Raw genomic sequence first — 25,438 nt, 5'->3', positions numbered from 1 at the left:
CCTCAGCCGGACGTGCCGACGGAGCGGTGGGCGCGCAGCGCCTCGATCTCGCGCTCGAAGTCCTCAGCCGAGCTGAACGAGCGGTACACCGACGCGAATCGCAAATAGGCGACCTCGTCGAGTTCACGAAGCGGTCCAAGAATGGCGAGTCCGACCTCGTGGCTGGGGATCTCGGGCGAGCCGGCGGCACGCACCGTGTCCTCCACTTGCTGGGCGAGCAGATTCAGTGCGTCGTCATCGACGTCGCGGCCCTGGCAGGCGCGGCGAACACCGCTGACGACCTTTTCCCGGCTGAACGGCTCGGTGACGCCGCTGCGCTTCACGACCGCCAGCACCGCGGTCTCCACAGTGGTGAACCTCCGGCCGCACTCCGGACAGGAGCGGCGACGCCGGATTGCCTGGCCCTCATCGGTCTCGCGGGAATCGACAACGCGGGAGTCCGGGTTGCGGCAGAACGGACAGTGCATGACCGCTCCTTCGCTCAGTGGCCCGATACGCCGAACCACTGAGAGCCTACCCGCGCCGTCCGCGGGAGCGGCTGCGGCCAGCACGGTCGTCAGCCGATCGGCGCGATCAGCGTCTGCCCGGCGTCCAGCGACGCCGACTCGAGCTTGTTCAAATCGCGGATGCGCTGCACCACCTGTCCGGCGGGTGCATCCGGCGCGACCCGTCCGGCCAGTTGCTGCAGCGTCTCCCCGGCCTGGACCTGGACGACGGCGAGCTGGTCCGGCATCTGCTCGGTGGCAGCCGGGGTGGCGCTGAAGTGGCCGACCATGCCGAGCCACAGCGTGATCAGCGCGGCCACCCCGGCCAGCGCGATCGTGACCGCGGTGCTGACCGGCCGGCGTGCGTGCTGCGCCCGGGAGAACGCAATACCCGTGCCGCGATACTGCATCGGCGTGATCGCCGGCCGTGCCGGGTGCGGCCCGCGGGCGCGAGCGCCGGCCGGGCGGCGCCGAGCAGGGGCAACCGGCGCCCCGGCCGCCCGCCGGTACACCGGTGCCGAGATGTAAACCTGTCGATCATCGATGACTGTCACGTCCGTGTCCTTCCTTCAGGGCCGCCCCGGTTCGCTCTTGTGTTCGAAATATACTCGATCATGCGTTCGAAAACCGAACATGTGAGCGAGCGTGTTCGAAGAATAAATCCGACCACCGACAAGTTCTGCCCCGCCGACTGCCGACCCGGCGGAATCGCGACACGGTCGAACAAATGTTTGAATTTTGCCGCCGGCCCGGCTAGATTCGGCCTCATGAGCGAGCGCAGTGAGACATCCGGGCTGACCGAGCGGCAGCGAACCATCCTCGACGTGATCCGCGCCTCAGTCACCAGCCGCGGCTATCCCCCCAGCATCCGTGAGATCGGCGACGCAGTCGGGCTCACATCGACCTCTTCGGTCGCCCACCAGCTACGCACACTGGAGCGCAAGGGCTATCTGCGCCGCGATGCCAACCGGCCGCGTGCAGTGGACGTGCGGGGAGCCGACGATTCCGTGAGCCCGGTGCGCACCGAGGTCGCCGGTTCGGACGCGCTGCCCGAGCCGACTTTCGTGCCGGTGCTCGGACGCATCGCCGCTGGCGGCCCGATCCTCGCCGAGGAAGCTGTCGAGGACGTGTTCCCGCTCCCCCGCGAGCTGGTCGGCGACGGGTCGCTGTTCCTGCTCAAGGTCGTCGGTGAATCCATGATCGACGCGGCGATCTGCGACGGCGACTGGGTCGTGGTCCGTCAGCAGAACGTGGCCGACAACGGCGACATCGTCGCTGCGATGATCGACGGCGAGGCCACGGTCAAGACGTTCAAGCGCACCAGCGGCCAGGTCTGGCTGATGCCGCACAACCCGGCGTTCGACCCCATTCCCGGTAACGACGCCGCGATCCTCGGCAAGGTCGTGACCGTTCTCCGCAAGGTCTAGCGGACGGGGGCGAAAGCCTCACTCCGCCTTGTGGAATCCGTTCGCCTGCGCGAGTTCCTCACTGGCGAACCACACTTCGGGCACGGTGTGGTCGTAGAGCGCCGAATCCGGGGTGTAGTACAGCCCTGAATGCGTATTGGCCTTGACCACATAGCCTTCGGGCGCCTGATAGGGGTCCGAGAGCGGAAGGTGGATCGCCGGGCGATTGGCTGCGGCCTCGGAATGCACATCGGACTGCAGGACTTCCGCCGGCTGCGTGGAGTCTTCTTCCTCGATGTCGACGACGTCGGACTCGAGGATTTCGTCCGGCACCGGCTCGGGCTCCGGCGCCGCCTCGGGTTCGGCGGCGCGGCGGCGTCGCGGCGTACCGATCTCCCCCATGTCGAGTCGCCACATCGATTGCGACTCGCCGAGATTCACCGCCGCATGGCGGCCCGAATCGCTCGATTCGTCGTGGTCGATCTCCTCGACTTCGGCGTACTCGAGCTCCGCGGGTACCTCGTCGGCGTCCTCGGCCTCATACCCGCCGGTTTCGGCAGCCTCCGCTGGAATGCGGGTCGGTGTGGTGTCGATGGAGTCCTGATCGCCGTCGAACACGTCCTCAGGCCCGGGCTGCGACTTGTCGTCTTCCTCGGGCGCCCAGCCGAAGCCCGGCGCAGCGGCCACCACCGGCACAGCGCCGTCGGGATAGGTCGAGAAGCGCGAGGCGGCCGCGGCGTCGGCCTCGCCGGCGACCTCACTGGGCCAGTGATCGTCGTCGTCGTAGTCCGAGTCCTCGAAGTCGTCGTCGATCTCGTCGGCGCCGCTGCGGCGGCGCTGCAGCCAGAGCACACCCAGACCGATCACGGCGAGCAGCAACAGGACCGGGACGATGATCAGCAGCCACCACCAGTGGAAGGTGAAACCGCTGCCGGACTTTGTTCCCGCCGGGCCGGCTTGCGGCCCGGCGGCCGGAACCTGAACACCGGACAGTGAACCGGCGAGCTCCGGCGGTTTGGTCGTGAACGTGTTGCTGGCCTTGTTCCAGGAGATCTCGCCGCCGCTGAACTTCTGCGTCACGGTGTCGCCGTTGACGCTCTGCTCACCGGTCGGCACACCCAGCTTGCCGGTGGCCCCGCCCAGCTTGGTCCAGGCGGCGTTGATCGCGCCGCGCACCACGATCGCACCGTTGTCGGGCGTCCAGAAAATCACCGGTTTGTCGGCCGCGCTGAAGGCGCTGACCCGGCTGTTGGGCGCGCCGCCGTCGGCTTCGGTTCCGGTCGGCAGGCCCAGGTCGCCGGTCGGGCCGCCCTGGGCCTCGTACTTGGCCAGGATCGCGCCCGTCACCGCGTGCGCGCCGGTGGCCGGCGAGTAGAAGATCTTGCCGCCCGCGTAGTCCTGAGCGGCGCCGTCAGTGCCGATGACCTGCTGGTCCCCTTGGCGGGCCCCGAGCGGTCCCGCAAGGCCCCCGGCCGCACGCCAGGCCTGGTTGATCGCCGTCGTCGGGTCGCTGGGCACCTCGACACCGGCCAGGTTGCCTGCGAGCTCGGGCGGGACGGTGGTGAACGTCTTCGCGGCCGTGTCGTAGGAGATCTCGCCGCCGGTGAACTTCTGGCTGATCACCGTGCCGTTGAAGGTCTCGTCCTCGGTGGGGACGCCCATCGTGCCGGCCGAGCCGCCGAGCTTGTCCCACGCCGCGTTGATCGCGCCGCGTACCACCCATGCGCCGGTGGCGGGGGTCCAGAAGATCGCCGGCTTGTCGCTAGCGCTGAACGTGCTGACCTGGCTGTCCGGCCCCACCAGACCCGCGACCGCGTCGATGGTGGGGAATCCGAGATCGCTGTCGGCCGCCCCGCCGAGCGCCTGGTACTTGTCCAGGACCGCCCCGAAGAGCAGGTGGGCCCCGGTGGCCGGGGTGAAGAAGATCTTGCCGCCGCTGAAGTTCTGGGCGAATCCGTCGCCGACGGCATAGACATCGCCGTCCTTGGTGCCCACCGGAGAACCATCGCCGCCTGCGGTCTCCCACGCCTGATTGATGGCGTCGCTCGCGTCCGTTTCGGGGCTAGCGATCGCCCCGGGCGCCCACAGCAGCGCGGCCGCAGCCGTCGCCAAGACGACGAGCGCCATCCGCCCGACGCCTCTACTGAGACGACTTCCAAGCCTGGTCATGCACTCTCCCCGCAGTGTCGGTCAAGATGCTTCCCCTCATCCTCCGCGTCAACTGTGCTTCAGCACCTCACGACACGCGGCGTTTCTACGAGATAACCGACGCGTTGACGGGGGAAAACACCCGAAATCCCCAGGACAAGCCGGGGCGCATGACAAGCGCCCGCCGCTTCGGCAGCCGAGTGACGGGGTACCAAACCCGCAGTTCAGCCCCGCTTGCGGGGTCAGACGCCCAGGCTGCGGCCGATGATCTCTTTCATGATCTCGGTGGTACCGCCGTAGATCGTCTGCACACGCGCATCCAGGTAGGCCTTGGCCACCGGATATTCGCGCATGTAGCCGTAACCACCGTGCAACTGCAGGCAGCGGTCGACGAGATGAACCTGCTTCTCGGCCGCGTACCACTTGGCCATCGAGGCCTGCTCGGCGCTCAGCTTGCCGTCGAGGTGCAGCCGGATGAACTCGTCGACCATGATGCGGATGGCGGTCGCTTCGGTGGCCAACTCGGCCAGCAGGAAGCGGCTGTTCTGCTGGCTACCGATCGGCTTGCCGAACGCCTTGCGCTCCTTGGTGTACTGCAGGGTCTGCTCGAGGACGCTTTCCATGGCAGCAGCGGCCATCACCGCGATGTTCAGGCGCTCCTGCGGCAGGTTCTGCATCAAGTAGATGAAGCCCTGGCCCTCTTCACCGAGCAGGTTCTCGACCGGGACCTTGACGTCGGTGAAGGACAGTTCGGCCGTGTCCTGCGCGTCCAGGCCGATCTTGTCCAGGTGGCGGCCACGCTCGAAGCCCTCCATCCCGCGCTCGACGACCAGCAGCGAGAAGCCCAGGGCGCCCTTCTCGGGGTCGGTCTGGGCGACCACGATCACCAGATCGGAGTTGATGCCGTTGGTGATGAACGTCTTCGAGCCGTTGAGCACGTAGTGATCACCTTGCTTGACCGCGCGGGTCTTGATGCCCTGCAGGTCGCTACCGGTGCCGGGCTCGGTCATCGCGATCGCGGTGATGTACTCGCCGCTGCAGAACTTGGGCAGCCAGCGCTGCTTCTGCTCCTCGGTGGTCAACTCCAGCAGATACGGGGCGACGACATCGTTGTGCAGGCCGAACCCGAGCCCGCTGTAGCGGGCCGCCGCGGTCTCTTCGGTCAGGATGACGTTGTAGCGGAAGTCCGCGTTGCCGCCGCCGCCGAACTCCTCCGGCACTGCCATTCCGAGGAAGCCCTGCTTGCCGGCCTCCAGCCAGACGCCGCGATCGACGATCTTGTCCTTCTCCCACTGGTCGTGGAACGGCGCGACATGCCGCTCGAGGAACGACCGGTAGGCCTCGCGGAACAGTTCGTGCTCGGGCTCGAACAAGGTCCGCTCGTACTTGACGGTTGCGTTCTTCTCGACAGCCATGACTTCCCTCCGGACGTTGCTGTGGGTTTGCAGACGAGGATAACCAACCGGATGGTTGGTCATCACGGTGGGCCTGCGCGGCATCCGCCGGATTCGCCAAAGTCACTGGTGGAAGCGCCGCGGCCTAGACTCGCGGGGTGCCCGACGCCCGCAGCAGCCTCGCCCACTGGGGAGCGTTTCGCGCCGAGGTCGCCGACGGCGACATCATCTCGGTCACTCCATTTCCCGGCGACGCCGACCCGTCGCCCCTGCTCGGCAACCTGCCCGGATCGCTACGACATTCCTCGCGCATCGCCACACCCGCGATCCGCCGCGGCTGGCTGCGCGACGGGCCCGGGCCCAGCAGCGCCCGCGGCGCCGACGAGTTCGTCGCCGTGGACTGGGATGAACTGACCGAGCTTCTCGCCGGCGAACTGCGCCGGGTGGTCGACACCTACGGCAACCAGGCCATCTACGGCGGGTCGTACGGTTGGGCCAGCGCGGGCCGGTTCCACCACGCCCAGAGCCAGGTGCACCGATTCCTGAAACTACTTGGCGGATATACGTTTTCGCGGCACTCCTACAGCCTGGGCGCCACCGGCGTGATCATGCCGCGGGTGGTCGGTACTCACGACGACCTGTTCAAGCGGTCCACCGAATGGAACGTCATCGTCGAGCACACGGAGCTGATGGTCTGCTTCGGCGGGGTGAATCTGAAGAACACCGGGATCAACCACGGCGGCACGACGGACCACCCGGCCCGCGATGCGCTGCACCGGTTCCGGGCCAACGGCGGCCAGATCGTCTCGATCAGCCCGCTGCGCAGCGACGTCGACGGCGAGTGCGAGTGGCTGCCCGCCGTCCCCGGTACCGACGTGGCGATCATGCTGGCCCTTGCCTACGTGCTGGCCACCGCGAACCTCGCCGACCGGCACTTCCTCGACACCTACTGCACCGGCTACGACCGGTTCGAGCGGTATCTTCTCGGCGCCGACGACGGTGTGCCGAAATCGCCGCAGTGGGCGGCCCAGATCTGCGGCATCGACGCCGCGGTGCTCACCGAGCTGGCCACCCGGATGGCCAGCCGACGCACGATCGTCACCGTCAGTTGGTCGCTGCAACGCGTCCGGCACGGCGAGCAGGCGCCGTGGATGGGGCTGACGCTGGCGGCAATGCTCGGCCAGATCGGCCTTCCCGGAGGCGGATTCGGCCACGGGTACGGCTCGATGAACGAACCCGGTTTGCCGCCGCTGCGGCACCGACTGCCGTCGCTGCCACAGGGGCTCAACCCGGTCCGCACGTTCATCCCGGTCGCGGCGGTCAGCGACATGCTGCTGCACCCCGGTGAGACGTTCACCTACAACGGCCGCACCCTGACCTACCCCGACATCAGATGCGTGTACTGGGCCGGCGGCAATCCGTTTCACCATCACCAGAACCTGCCCCGGCTGCGTCGCGCGCTGGGTCGCGTCGACACCGTGGTGGTGCACGAGCCGTACTGGACGCCGATGGCCCGGCACGCCGATATCGTCGTGCCGTCCACCACCGCGTTCGAACGTGACGACTACTCCGGGTCGCGAAACGACCCCCTGCTGGTGGCGATGCCCGCGCTGGCGCCGCCCTACGCCCAGTCCCGCGACGACTACACCACCTTCGCCGCGCTCGCCGAGCGGCTGGGCTTCGGCGAGCAGTTCACTTCGGGCCGCACCGCCCGCCAGTGGTTGCAGCACCTGTACGAAAAGTGGTCGGCCGAAATCGATTTCGCGGTCCCCGACTTCGATCAGTTCTGGGCCGACGGGGTGCTGCGGCTCCCGGTGGAGACCGGACTGACTCTGCTGGCCGATTTCCGCGCCGATCCGCAGGGGCACGCATTGGCCACCCCGAGCGGCAAGATCGAGATCTTCTCCGACGATATCGCGGGCTTCGAGTATCCGGACTGCGCCGGTCACCCCCGCTGGTATGAACCCGTCGAATGGCTGGGTGGCGAACGCGCCCAACGCTTTCCGCTTCACCTGATCGCCAACCAGCCGGCGACCCGGCTGCACGGCCAGCTCGACGGCGGTGCGGTCAGCCAGAATGCGAAAGTCCAGGGCCGCGAACCCATCCGGATGCATCCCTTCGACGCCGCGCAGCGCGGCCTGTCCGGTGGCGAGGTGGTGCGGGTGTTCAACGACCGCGGAGCGTGCCTGGCCGGGGTGGTCATCGACGAGGCGCTGCGGCCGCAGGTGGTGCAGCTGTCGACCGGAGCGTGGTACGACCCGCTCGATCCCTCGGACCCGGATTCGCTGTGCGTTCACGGCAACCCCAACGTGCTGACCGACGACGTGGGCACCTCGTCGCTGGCCCGCGGCTGCACCGGCGCCGCGGTGCTGGTGCAGGTCGAAAAGTTCGCCGGTCCGCTTCCGCCGGTACAGGCGCACCGACCGCCGGTGATCCGATAGCCGGTTTTCTCAGCTTTTTCTCACATTCCACTCCCGGCGTAAGTCCGCTCATGTCATGATCGCAGCAATCTCGATATCGCTAAAGAAAGTTTGCTGATGCGTAAAAACCTCCGCGCCGCCGCGCGCTCGGCGATGGTGGCCGTCCTGGCCACGCTCGCCGCCATCGTTCTCGCGATCACCAGCACGATCACCGCAGCGATCAGCCTGGCGGCGGTGGCGCTGATTGTTCCCGGTACCGGCACGCCCAACCCCTCGGTGCCGCCGCCTGGCACTAACTACATGCAGAACGCAGTGAACTACTACATCCAGCCGCTTGCCCCTGCCTGCGCGACAGTCTGCACGCCCGAGCCGGTCCCCTACATCGCACAGTTCTGGCCTTTCCCATTCGCGGGCTGGGGCGGTCTCAACGGCGCGAAGTGGAACGTCTCGGTGGCCAGCGGTGTGCAGAGCCTCAACGACCAGATCGACGCCGCCAACACCGCCGATCCGGGCGGTGACGTCGTGATCTTCGGCTACTCCCAGGGCGCGACGGTCTCCAACCTCGTCAAGCGTCAGCTGGCCGACGCCAACGGCGGTGTCATTCCGCAGCAGTATTCCTTCGTCTTCATCGGTGACCCGCAACGTCCGAACGGCGGCCTGTTCGAGCGCCTGGCGTGGCTGGGCACGGTGCCGGTCCTGGACGCCACGTTCGGTCAGCCCGCGCCCACCGACACCACGGTGCTGCCGGCGGTGAACACCACAGACATCGCCTTCCAGTACGACGGCGTCGCCGACTTCCCGGCCAATCCGCTCAACCTGCTGGCCGACCTGAACGCGCTTGCCGGATTCTGGTACGTGCATGGAACGTACCTGGCGCCCAAAGGAACCGACCCGTCGACGGCGTTGCCCTACGGGTACACCATCCCTGAGCTCGAGACCGCGATGAACTGCTCACAGAGCCCGAAGAACTGCCAGACCTACAACGACACGCTCTACATCACGATTCCGGCCAAGACACTGCCGATCATGCAGCCGCTGCTGGACATCGGCGCCGCGACCGGCACCACCGCGATCATCAAGCCGTTCGTCGACCTGATCTCACCGGTCACCCGCGTGCTGATCGAAACCGGTTACGACCGAAGCAATTACGGGCAGCCGACACCCTTCACCATCTTCACGCCGATCAACCCGGTCACGCTGAGCGTGGACCTCGCCAAGGCTGCCGTCCAGGGTATCCACGATGCACTCGGTGACCTCGGCGTGGCGGTCCCCGCGGCACCGTCCGTACCGGCGTCGACCCCGGTGAGCACACTGGCAGCTGCAACCACCACCGCGCCCGCCACCGAGAAGGCAGCCGCCGAAACCGTGTCCAAGCCGGTGCAACGCAAGGCATCGTCGAAGCCCAGCCGCACGGCCAAGTCCGACCAGCCCACGACCGGTAACGAGGTCAAGAGCTCCGGCAAGCCGGCGAAACCGGGCATCGGTAAAAGCGGAAAGCCAGCGGCGGCAAGAGCTTCCGGGCAGGGCAGCTCGGCGAAAGACGCCGCCTAACTGCTGAACTCGCGCAGGCCTGCGGCCAGCGCGGCGGGCACCCGGGCTTTGAGGCGGGTGCCCGCTTCGGTGTGCTCGACCGCATCGACGTGCCCGTCGCTGTGCAACCGCGCGACCAGATCGCCCCGGTCATACGGGATCGTCACGTCGACGGTGATCTCCCGCGGCTCGACGAGCTCACCGAGGCGGGCGCGCAGCCGCGGCACTCCCTCACCGGTGTGCGCCGAGACGAAGACCGCGCCGGGCAGCGCGCGACGCAGCTGTGCCAGCATCAGGTCGTCCGCCGCGTCGATCTTGTTGACCACCAACAACTCCGGGGCGGGCGGCGCGTGGTGGTCGTTCTGCACTTCGCGGATGACCTGACGTACTGCCTCGATCTGCGCCAGCGGATTGCTGTCGGATCCGTCGACGACATGCACCAGCAGATCGGCGTCGAGCACTTCTTCCAGGGTGGAGCGGAACGCCTCGACCAGCTGGGTCGGCAGGTGCCGGACGAAGCCGACGGTGTCGGTCAGCACGAACGGCCGCCCGTCGTCGAATTCGCCTCGGCGAGTGGTGGGTTCGAGGGTGGCGAACAACGCGTTCTGCACCAGGACACCGGCACCGGTCAGCGCGTTGAGAAGACTGGACTTGCCGGCGTTGGTGTAGCCGACGATCGCGATCGACGCGGTGTCGCTGTGCAGGCGGCGGCTGCGCTGCGTGTCGCGGATCTGCTTCATGTCCTTGATCTCGCGGCGCAGCTTGGACATCCGTTCGCGGATGCGGCGCCGGTCGGTCTCGATCTTGGTCTCACCCGGGCCGCGGGTACCCACGCCGCCGCCGCTGCCGCCGGCGCCGCCGCCCTGGCGGGACATCGATTCACCCCAGCCACGTAGCCGCGGCAGCATGTACTCCATCTGCGCGTAGGCCACCTGCGCCTTGCCTTCCCGGCTGGTGGCGTGTTGGGCGAAGATGTCGAGGATCAGTGCGGTCCGGTCGATGACCTTGACCTTGACCACTTTCTCCAGTGCGTTGAGCTGGGCGGGACTGAGCTCGCCGTCGCAGATCACGGTGTCGGCGCCGGTCGCGATCACGACCTCGCGCAGCTCCTGAGCCTTGCCGGACCCGATGTAGGTGGACGGGTCGGGCTTGTCGCGGCGCTGGATCAGCCCTTCGAGCACCTCGGAACCCGCGGTTTCGGCCAGCGCGGCCAGTTCGGCGAGGCTGGCTTCGGAGTCGGCGGCGGTGCCCTCGGTCCACACCCCCACCAGGACGACCCGTTCCAGCCGCAGCTGGCGGTACTCGACCTCGGTGATGTCGGTGAGTTCGGTGGACAGCCCGGCGACGCGCTTGAGTGCGGCGCGGTCTTCGAGCGCGAGCTCGCCGAGGCTGGGATCGGGAGCGTCAGCTTTTGTCATAGGCGTTTCTGTCATAAGCGGTAATCGATGGTGCCACGGGAGTCCAACGTCGTGCACCTGAATAACGTGCCGTCAGAGTTGGGCCGCCCACCAGTCGTCGGCGAGTTCGCCGTGCGCGACGAGGACCGACGGGCCCCGCAACGAGCTCGACGTGTGACTGACCTCGACGGTGACCTCGCCGCCCGGGATGCGGACGCGCAGCGTGCCGGTCGACAGATTGAGGTGGGCCAGGGCCGCGACCGCAGCGGCGACCGTTCCGGTTCCGCAGGAGCGCGTTTCGCCGACACCCCGTTCGTGTACCCGCATGCTGACCGCTCCATCGCGGGCGATCGTCAGCACCTCGACGTTCACACCGTCCGGGAACTGACCGCGGTCGAACAGCACCGGCGCGGCAACGTCCAGGTCGGCCAGGGCTTTTTCGGTGAGGTCGGGATCCAGGCAGGCCAGGTGCGGATTCCCGACGTCGACGCCGACGCCGGTGAAGTGCCTGCCGCCGACGGTGGCGGTCCCGGTGCCGAGCAGGTTGACCTTGCCCATGTCGACGGTGACCTCAGCCGCCAGAGCATCGGCGCGGTGCACCACCACCGGGCGCGGCCCGGCCAGCGTGCCGACCACGAACTCGTCGCTCTGCTCCAGGCCGCTGGCCCTCAGGTAGTGCGCGAACACCCGGACCCCGTTACCGCACATCTGGGCGATGGAACCGTCGGCGTTGCGGTAGTCCATGTACCAGTCACCGCTGTCCACACCTTCGGGCAGCCGGTCCAACACGCCGGCATCGACGACGGCCCCGGCGGTGGTGACCCGCAGCACCCCGTCGGCGCCAAGCCCCCGGCGCCGGTCGCACAGCGCAGCCACGGCGGCGGGCGCCAGCTCCAGCTGCGCGGGCAGGTCGGGCAGCAGCACGAAGTCGTTCTCGGTGCCGTGCCCCTTCGAGAAGATCATGCGGAGATCACCTGATCAGGATACGTCCCGCCACCGGGCGATCACCTGTTCGGCGAGGTCGGGGGCGGCACCGTCGAGCCAATGGATGCGATGGTCGCGGCGAAACCACGACCGCTGCCGGCGCACATAACGCCGGGTGCCGATGAAGGTCAGCTCGCGTGCCTGGGCCAGATCCTCATCCGCTGCGCCGGCATCCAGCGCGTCGAGCACCTGGGCGTATCCGAGTGCCCGGGCGGCGGTCACGCCCTGCCGCAGGCCGGCGTCGAGCAGCACGCGCACCTCATCAACCAGGCCGGTCTCGAACATGAGGTCGGTGCGCCGCGCCAGTCGATCGTCGAGAATGCTTGTGTCCCAGTCCAATCCAATGATCACCGTATCCCAGCGCGGTGCGCCGATCTTCGGCGCCGACGCCGCGAACGGCTGGCCGGTCAGTTCGACCACCTCCAGCGCACGCACGATCCGGCGGCCGTCGGTGGCCAGGATCGACTCGGCGGCGGCCGGATCGCGGCGGCCCAGCTCGGCGTGCAGTGCGGCCACCCCGATCTCGGCGAGCTGGTGTTCCCAGCGGGCCCGCACCTCGGGGTCGGTGGCCGGGAATGCCCAATCGTCGAGCAGCGACTGGATGTAGAGCATCGAGCCGCCCACGATGACGGGCAGCACTCCGCGCGACGCCACGGCCTCGACGTCGGCGGCGGCGGCTTCCTGGTAGCGCGCAACCGTCGCGGTCTGCCTCACGTCGAGGACGTCGAGCTGGTGGTGTGCGATGCCGCGCCGTTCGGCGACGGTGAGCTTGGCGGTGCCGATGTCCATGCCGCGGTACTGCTGCATGGCATCGGCGTTGACGATCTCGCCACCGAGCCGTTCGGCCACGTCCAGCGCCAGTGCCGACTTCCCGGTGCCCGTCGGCCCGATGACCGCGATCGGTCTCGTCATGGACGCCACGTACCGACGAAGTACCCCACCCCGTACGGTGCGCCACGCACCAGCTCGGTGGCCTCCCGCGGCCCGGCCCCCACCAGCCCGGCCAGCACCTGGTAGGCGACCCGACCGACGATGCCGCCGGGGAGCCCCGAGAGCGCAGCACTGTCACCCGCGGCCAGCGCGTCGTCGAGCGTGGCTTGCACGGCTGCCGCGTCGGGGTCGTAGCCGCCGGGCGCGGGCGGGGTCAGCGTGTTGGCGCCGTCGGCGACCACCAGGACACCAACCGGTTCGTCGGTGGCGTCGATCTCGGCGCGCAGCAGCCGGCCGAACTCCAGGGCCCGGTCGGCGTCGTGATCGGTGTCGTACACCCGGACCTGTGCTCGGGCCGCGGGGTTGGCCTGCCCCCGCAGCCACCCGGTGAACAGCGCGCACAGCGGCAACTCACTGACCCCGGCGGGCGCATCCGGGGACAGCGCGACGGGAACGTCCACCCCGTAGCCGGCGAAGGTGCCGCGAGTGTCGGGGGCGATAGTCTGATCGGCCGCGCCGGCGCCGATGGCGACCCAGCGATCGGGCAGCGCGGCGGCCGCCGCCAGCGCGGCGTCACGGAACTCGGCGACCTCGGCGGCGGCCGCACCGGCCAGTTCGGGCACCAGGACGGGCGCCGAGGGTGTCAGGACAACGGCGGACAGCACGCCTCCCACGCTAGTGGCCGTCAGCTTGGCACCGGCCCGGCGGGATCGGGCACCGGCGCGGCCTCCGTGCGGGCCAGCTCGACGGTGGCCGCGATCATCACCACGACGGCGATCACCAGAAACGCCCACCCGGACCGGCCGGGCCGCAACATCTCCCCGAGGATGGCGACGCCGAGAACGGAGGCGACCATTGGCTCGCTGACCGTGACCGCCGGAAGCGACGCGGCCATCGACCCGGCCCGGAACGATGCCTGCTGAATCGCCGTCGCCGCGATCGCCACCACCGCCCACACGTACAACTCGGGAAGCTTCAGCACCGCAACGATCCCGTCATCGAGTTCGTCGACGACTCCCTTCATCAGTACCGCGAACAACCCCCACAACGATCCCGCCACCACACCCAGCAACACCGCCGCCACCGGTTTGCCGCGAAACACCCTCGAGCCCAACAAACACAGCAGCAGCAGCGGACCGAGCGTGGCGGCCACCCAGCTCCACATGTCGACCCCGGCCCGCGCCTGCCCCTTCGACGGGTCGCCGACCGTGACGATCACGGCAACGGCCGCGGCCAGCAGCACCGCCCAGATCCACTGGTAGCGGGTGATCCGTCGTCCGGCGAAGCGCGCACTGAGCGGCAACGCGAACAGCAGGGACGTCACGATCAGCGCCTGCACCAGAAGGACCGAGCCGAACCCCAGTGCGGCGGCCTGCAGCCCGAATCCGCCGGCGGCCACCAGGCTGCCCAGCCACCAGGTCTTGTCCCTGAGCAAGTGCAGGAACAGCGCGATGGGACCGACCTGCTCGTCGGTGACGTCGTGGGCAGAACGTTGCTGGATGACGTCCCCGATGGCGATCAACAGCGCGGCACCGAGGGCGAACAGGGTGGCGATGTCCGACCTGTGCATCACTGATCTCCTCGTGCTCGGGCAGTCAGCGTGCCCGCCGATTGCCGTGGTCCGCAACCTCAGACCGACCAACCCGGACGCACAGGTGTCATCGACCTGGTTCAATACGAACCAGGACGGCGGCCGCGACGACGGTCGTCGCCGTGTAGCAGTGGCGCCGCGTCGCGCGGCAGATGCGCGGGAACACCGCGCGGAGGGTAGGTGAGGCGAGTCCATGACGATCGACCAACCCAGCGCCGGCGGCGCCCCGAAGCCGGCTCCCCGACCGGGACCGCCGCGACCCGTCCCCAAACCCCATCCGCCCACTGCCCCGGTCGTGCTGCCGCCATCGAGCGACCCGCACCGGTTCGGCCGCGTCGATGACGACGGCACGGTCTGGCTGATCACCTCGGACGGCGAACGCACCATCGGCTCGTGGCAGGCCGGCGACACCGAGGCGGCCTTCGCCCACTTCGGCAGGCGCTTCGAAGATCTCGCCACCGAAGTCACGCTGATGGAGACCCGGCTGGCCTCCGGCACCGGCGATGCCCGCAAGATCAAGGCGGCGGCTGCTGCTCTGGCTGAAACCCTGTCCACCGCAAGCGTTCTCGGTGACCTCGACGCACTGGCCGCACGACTGGCCGCGATCCGGGACCATGCCGAGGAAACCGCCGCGGCCGATCGGGCCCGGCGCGACCAACACCGGGCCGAGCAGACCGCGCGCAAGGAGGCGCTGGCCGCCGAAGCCGAGGAACTGGCGACGAGCTCCACCCAGTGGAAGGCGGCCGGCGACCGGCTGCGCGCGATCCTCGACGAGTGGCGCACCATCACCGGCCTGGACCGCAAGACCGACGATGCACTGTGGAAGCGCTACTCGGCGGCTCGCGAAACGTTCAACCGGCGCCGCGGCTCGCACTTCGCCGACCTGGACCGGGAACGCGCCGGCGCCAGGCAGGCCAAGGAACAGTTGTGTGTGCGCGCCGAGGAGCTGTCCGGCTCAACCGACTGGTCGGCGACGGCGGCGGCGTTCCGCGATCTGCTCGCCGAGTGGAAGGCGGCCGGCCGGGCAGCCAAGGACGTCGACGACACCCTGTGGCATCGGTTCAAGGCGGCCCAGGACACCTTCTTCGCCGCGCGCAACGCGGTGAATGCCGAGCGCGACACCGAATTCCAGGCCAACGCCACCGCCAAGGAGGCCTTGCTGGCCGAGGCGGAGAAACTCGACACCTCCAATCCGGACGCGGCCCGCTCCGCGTTGCGGACGATCACCGACAAGTGGGATGCGATCGGCAAGGTGCCGCGGGAGCGGTCGGCCGATCTGGAACGCCGGTTGCGTGCGGTCGAGAAGAAGGTGCGCGACGCCGCCGAGTCGGGGCGCACCGATCCGCAGGCGCAAGCCCGCGCCGAGCAGTTCCGCGCCCGGGTCGAGCAGTACGAGCGCCAGGCCGAGAAGGCCGAAGCCGCGGGCCGCACCAAAGATGCCGAAGCGGCCAGGGCCAGCGCCGAGCAGTGGCGGCAGTGGGCCGACGCGGCAGTCGAGTCGCTCAGTAAGAAGCGCTAGCCCGCGGCGGGCGGCTGTTTGCGCTCACGACGGTCGACGTCGTCGAGCAGGCTGCGGGACTGGCCTTCCCGCGCGGCGGCGCGGCGCTGTTCCTCGGCCGCCAACTGCACCGCGGTGCGGGTCCAGACCACCCGTGCCCAGTGGAAGGTCAGCAGGATGACCGCCACCCAGCCCAGCAGCAGCCCGATGCCCGGGCCGGGATGGCCGTGCACGGCGGTCTGACGGGACCAGACCGCCAGCAGCCCGAGTGCGCAGGACAGCGCCGACCCGGCGAGGGCGATCCAGGCCAGGACCCAGCGTCGCGTGGTCAGCGCCAGCATCGAGAAGCCGACACCAAAGACCAGCGCGAACCAGGTGAACAGCCGCGACGGTAGGGCGATGCCCACACTGAGCGCCTTGTCGTCGCCCATCAGGACGTCGACGCCGCGGGCTGCGCCGGTGTGCGGCAGGATCAGCGACACCAGCAGGACGAACACCAAAATCGCCACCACCATGGCGCGGGCGCCCGGCTGGATCTCGCCGGCGACCTTGCGTTCGGCCTTCTCCATGTCAGAGCGGTAGGCCTCGCTCGGGTCTTCGTCGTGGCGACTCATTGCTGGCATCCCGTCGTTTCCTCGATCTGCGGTCTGCCCACCGGCGGCAGCCCCAGACCGACGGTACGGGGCCGTTGCCCGGCGGCGTGGGCGTCGCCGGCGCGAGTGCGACGGTGCGCAAGCAGCGGAGCATCGGCGATCAGGTGGTGCGGAGCCGCGCCGGTGACCGTGGTGGTCACGATGTCGCCGGGGCGCGGGGTGGCATCGCCCGGGGTGAAATGCACCAGCCGGCCGTCGCGGGCGCGTCCGCTCATCCGGGCGGTGCTGGCATCTTTGCGGCCCTCGCCGGTGGCGACCAGCAATTCGACCTCACGCCCGATCTGGGCGGTGTTCTCCTCGAAGGAGATCTGTTCCTGCAGCTCGATGAGCCGGTCATAGCGTTCCTGCACAACGGCTTTGGGTAGCTGGTTGTCGAGTTCGGCCGCCGGGGTGCCGGGCCGCTTGGAGTACTGGAAGGTGAACGCGGTGCTGAACCGGGCATGGCGCACCACCTCCAGGGTGGCGGCGAAGTCGTCCTCGGTCTCACCGGGGAAGCCGACGATGATGTCGGTGGTGATGGCCGCATGCGGCATTGCCGCGCGCACCCGCTCGATGATGCCGAGATACTTCTCGGCACGGTACGAGCGCCGCATCGCGCGCAGTACGCGGTCCGACCCGGACTGCAGCGGCATGTGAAGGGCGGGGCAGACATTCGGGGTCTGGGCCATCGCCTCGATGACGTCGTCGGTGAACTCGGCCGGGTGCGGTGAGGTGAACCGGACCCGTTCCAGCCCGTCGATGCGACCGCAGTCGCGCAGCAGTGCGGCGAACGCACCGCGATCGCGCGGGGTCCCCGGGTCGGCGAACGAGACTCCGTAGGCGTTGACGTTCTGGCCCAGCAAGGTGATCTCGAGCACGCCCTGGTCGACCAGCGACTGCACCTCGGCCAGGATCTCGTCGGGCCTGCGGTCCACCTCCTTGCCCCGCAGGGCGGGCACGATGCAGAACGTGCAGGTGTTGTTGCAGCCGACGGAGATGGAAACCCATGCGGCGTAAGCGGATTCGCGGGCAGCAGGCAATGTGGAGGGGAATTCCCGCAGCGACTCCGCTATTTCGACCTGAGCCTGCCGGTTGTGCCGGGCCCGTTCGAGCAGGGTGGGCAGTGAGCCGATGTTGTGGGTGCCGAAGACGACGTCCACCCACGGCGCTTTCTGCAGCAGGCCTTCGCGGTCCTTCTGGGCCAGGCAGCCGCCGACCGCGATCTGCATGTCGGGGTCGGCTTGCTTGCGCGGCGCCAGGTGGCTGATGTTGCCGTACAGCTTGTTGTCAGCATTTTCCCGGACCGCGCAGGTGTTGAAGACCACCACGTCGGCATCGGTGCCCTCGGGCGCGCGGTGATATCCGGCGGCTTCGAGCAACCCGGCGAGCCGCTCGGAATCGTGGACGTTCATCTGACAGCCGTAGGTGCGGACCTGGTAGGTGCGACCTTCGCCCGAGCCGGGCAGTTCGCCCGCCGGATTGTCGTTGGTCAGCACCGATGTCACGTGCTCATCGTACGGAGCACCACGAGGCGGTGAGAAATCGCGGATCGGTCAACGCTCGGCAAACTGGGGGTTACCTGGGTAGGGTCTGAATGCATGGGGCGCGACGGCGAGCAGCCGATGATCTCGATTCAGGGCGTCAACAAGCATTTCGGCGACCTGCACGTTCTGAAAGACATCAACCTCGAGGTCGACCGCGGCCAGGTGGTGGTGGTGCTGGGGCCGTCGGGGTCGGGCAAGTCGACCTTGTGCCGCACGATCAATCGCCTGGAAACTGTCGACGAGGGCACGATCGCCATCGACGGCGTGGAATTGCCTTCGGAGGGGCGCAAACTCGCGCAGTTGCGTGCCGACGTGGGCATGGTTTTCCAGTCGTTCAACCTCTTCGCGCACAAGACGATCCTGGAGAACGTCGCCATGGCGCCGGTGAAGGTGCGCAAGGTCGCCAAGGACAAGGCCCGCGAGAACGCGCTGTCGTTGCTGGAGCGGGTCGGGATCGCCAACCAGGCCGACAAATACCCAGCCCAGCTATCCGGCGGCCAGCAGCAGCGCGTGGCTATCGCGCGTTCGCTGGCGATGAAGCCGAAGGTGATGTTGTTCGACGAGCCGACCAGTGCGCTGGACCCGGAGATGATCAACGAGGTGCTGGATGTCATGACCTCGCTGGCGTCCGAGGGCATGACGATGGTGGTGGTCACCCACGAGATGGGCTTCGCCCGTCGGGCTGCCAACCGGGTGGTGTTCATGGCCGACGGGGCGATCGTGGAGGACGCCCCGCCGGTCGAGTTCTTCGACAACCCGCGCTCGGAGCGCGCCAAAGACTTCCTCGGCAAGATCCTCAACCACTAGGGCGAAAGGAACACTCGCTATGCCTTCACTCCCCCGTCTTTCCTGGCGGCTCGTCGGCGCCGCCGTGCTGGCCGTCGCATTGCCGTTCACCGCGACCGGGTGTGGTGGCGGTGGCAGCGGTGACAAGCTGGTCATCGGCACCAAGTTCGACCAGCCCGGGCTGGGGTTGAAGAACCCGGACGGCACGATGAGCGGCTTCGACGTCGATGTCGCCAAGTACGTGGCCAAGGAGCTCGGCTACCCCGAGGACAAGATCGAGTGGAAGGAGTCGCCTTCCGGCCAGCGCGAGAACCTGATCCAGAACGGTCAGGTGAAGTACATCGTCGCGACCTACTCGATCACCGACTCGCGTAAGCAGAAAGTCGATTTCGCCGGCCCGTATCTGGTGACCGGCCAGTCGCTGCTGGTGCGCGCCGACAATACCGACATCACCGGCGCGGAGTCGCTGCAGAACAACAAGAAGCTGTGCTCGGTGAGCGGGTCGACCCCCGCGCAGCGGATCAAGGACAAGTACCCCGGTGTCCAGCTTCAGCAGTACGACACGTACTCGGCATGCGTTGAGGCGCTGAAGAACGGCGCGATCGACGCGGTGACCACCGACGAGGTGATCCTGGCCGGTTATGCCGCGCAGTCGCCCGGCGCGTTCAAGATCGTCGGCCAGCCGTTCTCCGAGGAGCGCTACGGCATCGGGCTCAAGAAGGACGACAAGGAACTGTGCACCAAGATCACTGACGCGGTGAAGAAGATGGAGGCCGACGGCTCCTGGAAGGCCGCGTTCGACAAGAACCTCGGCCCGGCGGGCATCACCGCTCCGGCGCCGCCGGCACTCGACGGCTGCTGAGGTCGCCTCGACGTGGAGGTGTTCAGCGAGTATCGCGGCCAGATCTTCGAAGCGTTCTGGACGACGATTCAGCTCACGGTGTTCTCCGCGATCGGAGCGCTGATCATCGGGACGATGCTGGCCGCGATGCGGATGGCGCCGGTACCGATGCTCAACTGGCTGGGCACCACCTATGTCAACGTGGTGCGCAATACCCCGCTGACGCTGATAATCCTGTTCTGCTCGTTCGGGTTGGCGCAGACGCTGGGCATCACACTGGTGGACTCGACATCGGCGACCTCGATCGAGGACAGCAACTTTCGGCTCGCGGTACTGGGGTTGACCGTCTACACGGCGTCTTTCGTCTGCGAGACCGTGCGCTCGGGCGTGAACACGGTGCCCCTGGGCCAGGCGGAAGCGGCGCGTTCGCTGGGCTTCACATTCGGTCAGAACCTGCGGATGATCCTGTTGCCGCAGGCTTTTCGCTCCGTCATCATTCCGCTCGGTTCGGTGCTGATCGCGTTGACCAAGAACACCACGATCGCCTCAGCGATCGGGGTGGCTGAGGCGGCGCTGCTGATGAAGGGGATGATCGAGAACACCGCGGCGCTGGTGACGGTGGGCACGATCTTCGCCCTGGGCTTCGTGATCCTGACCCTGCCGATGGGCCTGCTGTTCGGATGGCTGGGTAAGCGTCTGGCGGTATCGAGGTGAGTACGGCCTCTGTCCTCTTCGACGCGCCGGGCCCCCGGGCGCGGGTCCGCAACCGGATCGTCACGGCGGTGACGATTGCCATTGCGGCATTGGCGGTTTGGGCGGTGATTGCCCGGCTCGGCAGCAAGGGCCAGCTGACCGCGGCCAAATGGCAGCCATTCTTGACCAGCAACCTGTGGAAGACCTATGTCTTGCCGGGCATCGAGGGCACCCTGAAAGCGGCGGTGCTGTCGATCGCTTTTGCCCTGGTGCTGGGTCTACTGCTGGGGATGGGCCGTCTGTCGCGTGTCGGTTGGATCCGGTGGCCGGCCGCAGTGATCGTGGAGTTCTTCCGCGCCGTGCCGGTGCTGATCATGATGATCTTCGCCTACTTCCTGTTCGCGCTGTACGACGTGTTCCCGGCCACGTATCTGGCGCTGGCCGGCGTGGTGACCGGCCTGACGCTTTACAACGGCGCGGTGATCGCCGAGATCGTGCGTGCCGGCGTCAACTCGCTGCCCAGCGGGCAGGGCGAGGCCGCGGCTGCCCTGGGACTGCGGTGGGGCCAGACAATGCGGTCAATCCTGTTGCCGCAGGCCATCACCTCGATGCTGCCGGTGTTGGTGTCGCAGCTGGTGGTGGTCCTGAAAGACACCGCGATCGGCTACCAGATCACCTTCGTCGAGATGGTCCGCCAGGGCACGGTGGTCGGATCGAGCTACGGCAACTACGTTCCGGCGCTCATGGTGATCGCGGCGTTGATGATCAGTGCGAACTTCGCGTTGTCGGTGGTGGCCACCCGCCTGGAGCGTCGATTGCGGCGTTCCAAGCGTGGCGGTGTCCCCGCGCAGACGCAGGCCGCGCTGGAACCGGGCGACTAGTCCCATGAGCACGTTGTCATCCGATCTGCGCACGCTGAGCTACGAGGCGTACATCTACTTCTATCCGTTGGTGACAATGGATGTTTCGCGGCTGCAGACACTCAACCGCTCGGGAATCGGCGCCGGGCCGCCCAACGAGTTTCACCACATCCGTCAGTACCCGGACGCAGCGTTTCGTGCGGTGGTGCGACCGAACTTCGACACGCTGTATTCGTCGGCGTGGCTCGACCTGACCGGCGGTCCGGTGATCTTGGACGTGCCCGACACCGATGACCGATACTTCATGCTGCCGCTGCTGGACATGTGGACCGATGTCTTCGCCAATCCCGGAAAGCGAACGTCCGGAACCGGGCCGCAGCGCTATGTGATCGTCGGCCCCGGCCACAGCGGTGATCTGCCGCAGGGCATTCCGGTGATCCACGCACCGACGCCGTATGTGTGGATCATCGGCCGAACTCAAACCAATGGGCCTGCCGATTACCCGGCGGTGCATGCCGTTCAGGATGGCTACACCCTGACCCCGCTGGCAACATCGACGTTCGTCCGGGACGAGGCCTACGACGTCACCACCGAACCGTTGCGCACGGTCAACGGCATGGCGGCACTGGACTATCTGAGCTACGCCGCGGACTTACTGCGCGTCAATCCCCCGCACTCGACTGACTTTTCGATCCTGGCCCGGTTGTCGGGCCTGGGCATCGAGGCGGGTACGCCGTTCGATGCGCAGCGGTTCTCCCCCGAGCAGCGGACCGAAATCGAGGCAGGGGCACAGGATGCACTTGCCGCCATCACCTCGTCCGCCCCGACCCTGGGCAATATCGTCGACGGGTGGATGACCCTGAGCGAAGGCATGGGGGTCTACGGCAACGCGTATCTGCGGCGTGCCGTCGTCACGCTGGTAGGGCTGGGAGCCAACCCGCCCGAGGATGCGGTGTATCCCATGCTGGTGACCGACGCCGATGGCCAACCGCTGACCGGCGAGAACGATTACGTCATCCACTTCGATGCCGGCAAGCTGCCGCCGGTGGACGCGTTCTGGTCGGTGACGATGTACGACGCCGAGGGCTACCAGGTCGCCAACGAGATCGATCGCTTTGCCATCGGCGATCGAGATGCGTTGCAGTACAACGCAGACGGTTCACTGGATCTCTACCTTCAGCACAGCAACCCGGGCCCCGAGAAGGCGGCCAACTGGCTGCCAGCGCCACTGGGAACATTGGGCGTCACGATGCGGCTCTATGCCCCGCGTCGCGAGGCCATCAGCGGTGCGTGGCATCCGCCCGCGGTGCGCAAGGTGTGATGTTCGGCTAATCCGCCCTACGTTCGGTAGTTACCTGATCCCGTCGTCTCAATCAAGCTCTGGCAACAGACCGGACTGTCGGTCCCGAGCCAATCTCGCTGTCGCGCAGAAGATGTCTTCATATCCGGTCGGCAGGCTGAAGCCGATTGCGTCGCGGTCGTTTACGAGCACTCGTCGCGTAGGCAGACCGCACCACTGAGACCGGACAGTCTCTGCCCGGTCTCAGTCGATGACGTCACCGGTGAATCAGAATGGACCGCCCACTTGGATGCCTTGGTTGACTTCGTCGATGGCTTGTTGGGTCAAATTGAGCGCGACGACTCGGTGACCACCCTTATTGTCTTCGGCCGCTTGCAACTCTTCGACCGCCATCTGCAGCCAAGCGTCAGCGTTGTTCATCGCGGGCCCGACCGGCGGTGGTGGCGGCGCGAAATAGCCGTCGGGAGGTCCGCCCGCAAATTGGATACCTAGATTGACTTGATCAATAGCCTGCTGCGCCAAATCTATGGCCGCCACCCGATGCCCTCCCTTGTCATCAAGCGCGGCGTGCAGGGCATCTACCGCCTGCTGCAGATCGTTTCTGGCGCTGTACATGCGGGGCTGATCGGCGTGGGCGGTACCCACACTCAGCGTGGCAAGAGCCAGCGCGGCCAGGCTCGCGGCGAAGGTGGATCGAAGCGTTGCACCGGGCATGCCTACGGCGTCCTCTCTCAGCGGGTGATATCGCGCTCATTGTCACATGGGCAAACGCGGCGCACCCGCGAAACGGCTTTGTCCTACTGTTTTCACGACAACCCGCAATTATCTCGGCTGCAGTTCCGCGCACCGCTCCAGCAGTTCATCCGACGGCGGCTGGTAGAAGCTCAAGACCGCGTGCTCGCAGCCCAATTCGGCGTACTGCGGCAGCTGATCCAGTTGCGCGGCAACCTGTTCAGGGTCGCGCGGGTGCAGGAAGAGCTGGACTGAGCGCCGGACGCGGCCCGGGTCGCGGCCGACCTCGGCGCAGGCCTCGGTGAGCCGCTCGTTGACCTCGCCCCACTGCTGCGGACCCTCGTGGCTGGGCATGTTCCACTCGTCGGCATGCCGGGCGATCACCCGCAGCATCTTGGGCTGGGAGCCGCCCACCACGATCGGCGGATAGGGCCGCTGCAGCGGCTTGGGTTCGCAGATGGCCTCGTTCAGCGCGTAGAACCGGCCCTCGAATGTCACGGTCTCTTCCGTCCAGAGCCGGCGGATCACGGTGAGCGCCTCGTCGAGCATCGCTACTCGCGTTCCCGCGCTGGGGAATTCGATGCCGAACCCGCGATGCTCGGACTCGTGCCAGCCCGCCCCGATACCGAAATTCAGACGTCCGCCGCTGATGTGGTCGACGGTGACGGCCATCTTGGCCAGGACTGCCGGATTGCGGTACGTCACGCCGGTGACCATGCACCCGATCCGCGCCTGGCGGACCACCACGGCCATTGCCGCCAGTGTCGTCCACCCTTCGTGGGTGGGCTTGCGGTCCTCGGTCAGTCCGTAGAAGTGGTCGTAATTCCAGACCGCTTCGAAGCCCAGCGCATCCGCCGTGCGCCAGAACTGTTCGAGCTCCGGATAGTCGAAGGTGGGAGCGAGCTTGGCCGAGATCTGCATGGTTGCAGCCTAGAAGAATCTGGACCAACCGATCGAAAGGTATCGTCAGCGGGTGCCCAGCCCGCTGGACGTCCTTCCCGTCGCCGGTGGTGTGGGGCTGCCCTGGGACATCGCAGTTGACGACGCGGTCGCGGCGATCGCCGGGGCCCGCGAACGTCACGGCGACACGTTCGTCGTGGACAGTGGCGGCGGCCACTACCTCTTCACCTTCTCGCCAACCGGCGTCGAATCGTTCTATTCACTCGCCGAAGAGACAGCAAGCAAAGGTGTCGCGGATTTCCTCATGCTGCGGCGCAAGCTGCCCGAGGAGGTATTTGCCGGCAGACGACTACTGCCGAGCTCGCTGTTTCGAAGAGACGACGTAACGTCCTACCTCGCGAACCTCGACCGTGCTCTCGACGCGACGGAGATCGAGCTCGGCGAGGGCGGCACGGTCGACCTGTTCGCGCTCACCCGACGGCTCGGCCATCGAATGGGCTTGGCGTCGTGGGCCGGGCCGGGCTGCGCCGACGGGGAGGCGTTTGAGCGGCTGGTTCGCGCGTTCGACGTGCTGGATGGCTCGGATGCCTTCGTTCACCCCGACGCGATGGCGGCGGTGGCCGCCTCGGGTATGCGGGCCGAGCGAGCTGCCTTGGAAGAAATCGCCGAGGTGATTGAAGACTCTCTCCGGCAACATGATTCGACGCTCGGGACCGGCGATCGGTTGTTCAGCCGAATCGTCAGTGCGTGGGCATCGGAAGCGCCGGACGTCCGCACCCGCGGTATCGCGATGGACGTCGCGCTCATCCACATCGCCTCGATGTCCAACCTCATGGCAGCCCTCGGCTGGGCTCTCGTCGATCTGATCGTCCATCCCGACCAGCTCGACATCGTCGTGGCCGGTGATCGCGAGTTGGCTACCCGCTGCGCTCTGGAAAGCACCAGGCTGGCGCAGCGCTCGATCATGGCCCGCGCCGTACTCGAATCAGTCGTATTCGACACCGGCGCAGGCCTAGTCGAGGTACCAAAGGGCTGGATCATCGCCACGCTCCTGCCGCTGCTGAACACATCGGTGGCAGCCGGCTTGGAGGAATGGGATCCCAGGCGGTGGCACCGGCACCGCCTGGCCGACACACATGCGTTGCCATCACCGATGCTGGTGACGGCGTTCGGACACGGCAGACATTCCTGCCCGGCACAGCCGTTTTCGTTGGCCGCGATGACGATGGCGATGACCCGTCTGCTGGGTCGCTACGACATGACGCCCGCATGGAACGGCTACCCTCGCCCGGTGCCCGCGCAGATCGGTGGGGTGGCGCGCGCGGCCGATCCCTGCCCGGTCGGCTACACCGTGCGCTGAGCCACGC

Annotated in this window: 23 protein-coding genes; 10 read left to right on the top strand and 13 right to left on the bottom strand. The window is 67.5% G+C overall.

Translation table 11 applies throughout. The annotated features are described in order from the left end of the window. Nucleotides 1–2: 2 nt before the first annotated feature. Complete coding sequence (gene nrdR / locus G6N32_RS10210) at nt 3–467, bottom strand: transcriptional regulator NrdR (protein WP_036338613.1); 465 nt, start codon at nt 465–467, stop codon at nt 3–5. Nucleotides 468–556: 89 nt separating this feature from the next. Continuing rightward, on the bottom strand, nt 557–1,039 hold the full coding sequence (locus G6N32_RS10205) for a LysM peptidoglycan-binding domain-containing protein (protein WP_115319505.1): 483 nt from the start codon (nt 1,037–1,039) through the stop codon (nt 557–559). 213 nt (nt 1,040–1,252) lie between these two features. Between G6N32_RS10205 and lexA the strand changes: the two genes are divergently transcribed. Further along, nucleotides 1,253–1,912, top strand: a complete 660-nt coding sequence (gene lexA / locus G6N32_RS10200; RefSeq protein WP_115319504.1) for a transcriptional repressor LexA — start codon at nt 1,253–1,255, stop codon at nt 1,910–1,912. Nucleotides 1,913–1,930: 18 nt separating this feature from the next. Here lexA and G6N32_RS10195 read toward each other — a convergent pair whose 3' ends face one another. Together G6N32_RS10195 and G6N32_RS10190 are read right to left on the bottom strand one after the other, a co-directional pair. After that, a complete protein-coding gene (locus tag G6N32_RS10195) occupies nt 1,931–4,060 on the bottom strand; it encodes an LGFP repeat-containing protein (protein ID WP_115319503.1) in 2,130 nt (709 codons plus the stop codon). Between the two features lie 221 nt (nt 4,061–4,281). After that, complete coding sequence (locus G6N32_RS10190; RefSeq protein ID WP_115319502.1) at nt 4,282–5,454, bottom strand: acyl-CoA dehydrogenase family protein; 1,173 nt, start codon at nt 5,452–5,454, stop codon at nt 4,282–4,284. 137 nt (nt 5,455–5,591) lie between these two features. On the opposite strand from G6N32_RS10190, the gene G6N32_RS10185 reads away from it, so the two are divergent. Together G6N32_RS10185 and G6N32_RS10180 are read left to right on the top strand one after the other, a co-directional pair. Continuing rightward, nucleotides 5,592–7,874, top strand: coding sequence for a molybdopterin-dependent oxidoreductase (locus G6N32_RS10185; RefSeq protein WP_115319501.1), 2,283 nt, complete (start codon nt 5,592–5,594; stop codon nt 7,872–7,874). A gap of 96 nt (nt 7,875–7,970) precedes the next feature. Continuing rightward, nucleotides 7,971–9,404 carry a PE-PPE domain-containing protein gene (locus G6N32_RS10180; protein WP_115319500.1) on the top strand — a complete coding sequence of 478 codons (1,434 nt, stop codon included), beginning with the start codon at nt 7,971–7,973 and terminating at the stop codon, nt 9,402–9,404. Here G6N32_RS10180 and hflX read toward each other — a convergent pair. The 5 genes from hflX to G6N32_RS10155 all read right to left on the bottom strand — a co-directional run bounded on the left by hflX (nt 9,401) and on the right by G6N32_RS10155 (nt 14,264). Further along, a complete protein-coding gene (gene hflX / locus G6N32_RS10175) occupies nt 9,401–10,801 on the bottom strand; it encodes a GTPase HflX (protein ID WP_115319499.1) in 1,401 nt (466 codons plus the stop codon). The two genes, G6N32_RS10180 and hflX, sit on opposite strands and share 4 nt — an antisense overlap. Before the next feature lie 72 nt (nt 10,802–10,873). Continuing rightward, complete coding sequence (gene dapF / locus G6N32_RS10170) at nt 10,874–11,743, bottom strand: diaminopimelate epimerase (protein ID WP_115319498.1); 870 nt, start codon at nt 11,741–11,743, stop codon at nt 10,874–10,876. A gap of 15 nt (nt 11,744–11,758) precedes the next feature. Continuing rightward, nucleotides 11,759–12,676: a tRNA (adenosine(37)-N6)-dimethylallyltransferase MiaA gene (gene miaA, locus G6N32_RS10165; RefSeq protein ID WP_115319497.1), complete on the bottom strand. Its 918-nt coding sequence runs from the start codon at nt 12,674–12,676 to the stop codon at nt 11,759–11,761. Continuing rightward, nucleotides 12,673–13,359: a class III extradiol ring-cleavage dioxygenase family protein gene (locus G6N32_RS10160; RefSeq protein WP_115319496.1), complete on the bottom strand. Its 687-nt coding sequence runs from the start codon at nt 13,357–13,359 to the stop codon at nt 12,673–12,675. Before G6N32_RS10160 ends, miaA begins: the two co-directional genes overlap by 4 nt. A gap of 20 nt (nt 13,360–13,379) precedes the next feature. Beyond that, nucleotides 13,380–14,264: a DMT family transporter gene (locus tag G6N32_RS10155; RefSeq protein WP_115319495.1), complete on the bottom strand. Its 885-nt coding sequence runs from the start codon at nt 14,262–14,264 to the stop codon at nt 13,380–13,382. 214 nt (nt 14,265–14,478) lie between these two features. On the opposite strand from G6N32_RS10155, the gene G6N32_RS10150 reads away from it, so the two are divergent. Beyond that, entirely contained in the window at nt 14,479–15,804 is a 1,326-nt protein-coding gene (locus tag G6N32_RS10150; protein ID WP_115319494.1) for a DUF349 domain-containing protein, read from the top strand. Here G6N32_RS10150 and G6N32_RS10145 read toward each other — a convergent pair. Next, nucleotides 15,801–16,397 carry an Rv2732c family membrane protein gene (locus G6N32_RS10145; RefSeq protein WP_170310589.1) on the bottom strand — a complete coding sequence of 199 codons (597 nt, stop codon included), beginning with the start codon at nt 16,395–16,397 and terminating at the stop codon, nt 15,801–15,803. The genes G6N32_RS10150 and G6N32_RS10145 overlap by 4 nt on opposite strands. After that, entirely contained in the window at nt 16,394–17,920 is a 1,527-nt protein-coding gene (gene miaB, locus G6N32_RS10140) for a tRNA (N6-isopentenyl adenosine(37)-C2)-methylthiotransferase MiaB (protein WP_197935818.1), read from the bottom strand. Before miaB ends, G6N32_RS10145 begins: the two co-directional genes overlap by 4 nt. Nucleotides 17,921–18,037: 117 nt before the next feature. Here miaB and G6N32_RS10135 point away from each other — a divergent pair, with 117 nt between their 5' ends. From G6N32_RS10135 to G6N32_RS10115, 5 genes are read left to right on the top strand one after another with little or no spacing between them, the layout of a single operon-like run. After that, nucleotides 18,038–18,766 (top strand): amino acid ABC transporter ATP-binding protein, encoded by a 729-nt coding sequence (locus G6N32_RS10135; RefSeq protein ID WP_115321053.1) that lies wholly within the window; start codon nt 18,038–18,040, stop codon nt 18,764–18,766. A gap of 19 nt (nt 18,767–18,785) precedes the next feature. Continuing rightward, nucleotides 18,786–19,607, top strand: a complete 822-nt coding sequence (locus G6N32_RS10130) for a glutamate ABC transporter substrate-binding protein (RefSeq protein WP_115319492.1) — start codon at nt 18,786–18,788, stop codon at nt 19,605–19,607. A 12-nt stretch (nt 19,608–19,619) separates the two neighbouring features. Further along, entirely contained in the window at nt 19,620–20,300 is a 681-nt protein-coding gene (locus tag G6N32_RS10125) for an amino acid ABC transporter permease (protein ID WP_115319491.1), read from the top strand. Then, nucleotides 20,297–21,160, top strand: coding sequence for an amino acid ABC transporter permease (locus G6N32_RS10120; RefSeq protein ID WP_115319490.1), 864 nt, complete (start codon nt 20,297–20,299; stop codon nt 21,158–21,160). The genes G6N32_RS10125 and G6N32_RS10120 overlap by 4 nt, the downstream gene beginning before the upstream one ends. A gap of 4 nt (nt 21,161–21,164) precedes the next feature. Continuing rightward, entirely contained in the window at nt 21,165–22,460 is a 1,296-nt protein-coding gene (locus tag G6N32_RS10115; protein WP_115319489.1) for a DUF1254 domain-containing protein, read from the top strand. Nucleotides 22,461–22,706: 246 nt separating this feature from the next. Here the strand turns inward: G6N32_RS10115 and G6N32_RS10110 are convergent, their stop codons facing one another. After that, nucleotides 22,707–23,153, bottom strand: coding sequence for a hypothetical protein (locus tag G6N32_RS10110; RefSeq protein ID WP_115319488.1), 447 nt, complete (start codon nt 23,151–23,153; stop codon nt 22,707–22,709). 108 nt (nt 23,154–23,261) lie between these two features. Continuing rightward, the gene (locus tag G6N32_RS10105; protein WP_115319487.1) at nt 23,262–24,092 is read right to left on the bottom strand and encodes a TIGR03560 family F420-dependent LLM class oxidoreductase; all 831 of its coding nucleotides are present in this window, start codon (nt 24,090–24,092) and stop codon (nt 23,262–23,264) included. Nucleotides 24,093–24,144: 52 nt separating this feature from the next. Here G6N32_RS10105 and G6N32_RS10100 point away from each other — a divergent pair, with 52 nt between their 5' ends. Continuing rightward, nucleotides 24,145–25,431 (top strand): cytochrome P450 family protein, encoded by a 1,287-nt coding sequence (locus G6N32_RS10100; RefSeq protein WP_115319486.1) that lies wholly within the window; start codon nt 24,145–24,147, stop codon nt 25,429–25,431. Nucleotides 25,432–25,438: the final 7 nt, after the last annotated feature.

Origin of the sequence: Mycolicibacterium aichiense, assembly GCF_010726245.1 — a bacterium.
GTDB classification, from domain to species: domain Bacteria; phylum Actinomycetota; class Actinomycetes; order Mycobacteriales; family Mycobacteriaceae; genus Mycobacterium; species Mycobacterium aichiense.
The sequence above is the reverse complement of the archived record's forward strand: the minus strand, read 5'-3'. Positions and strand labels throughout refer to the sequence as shown.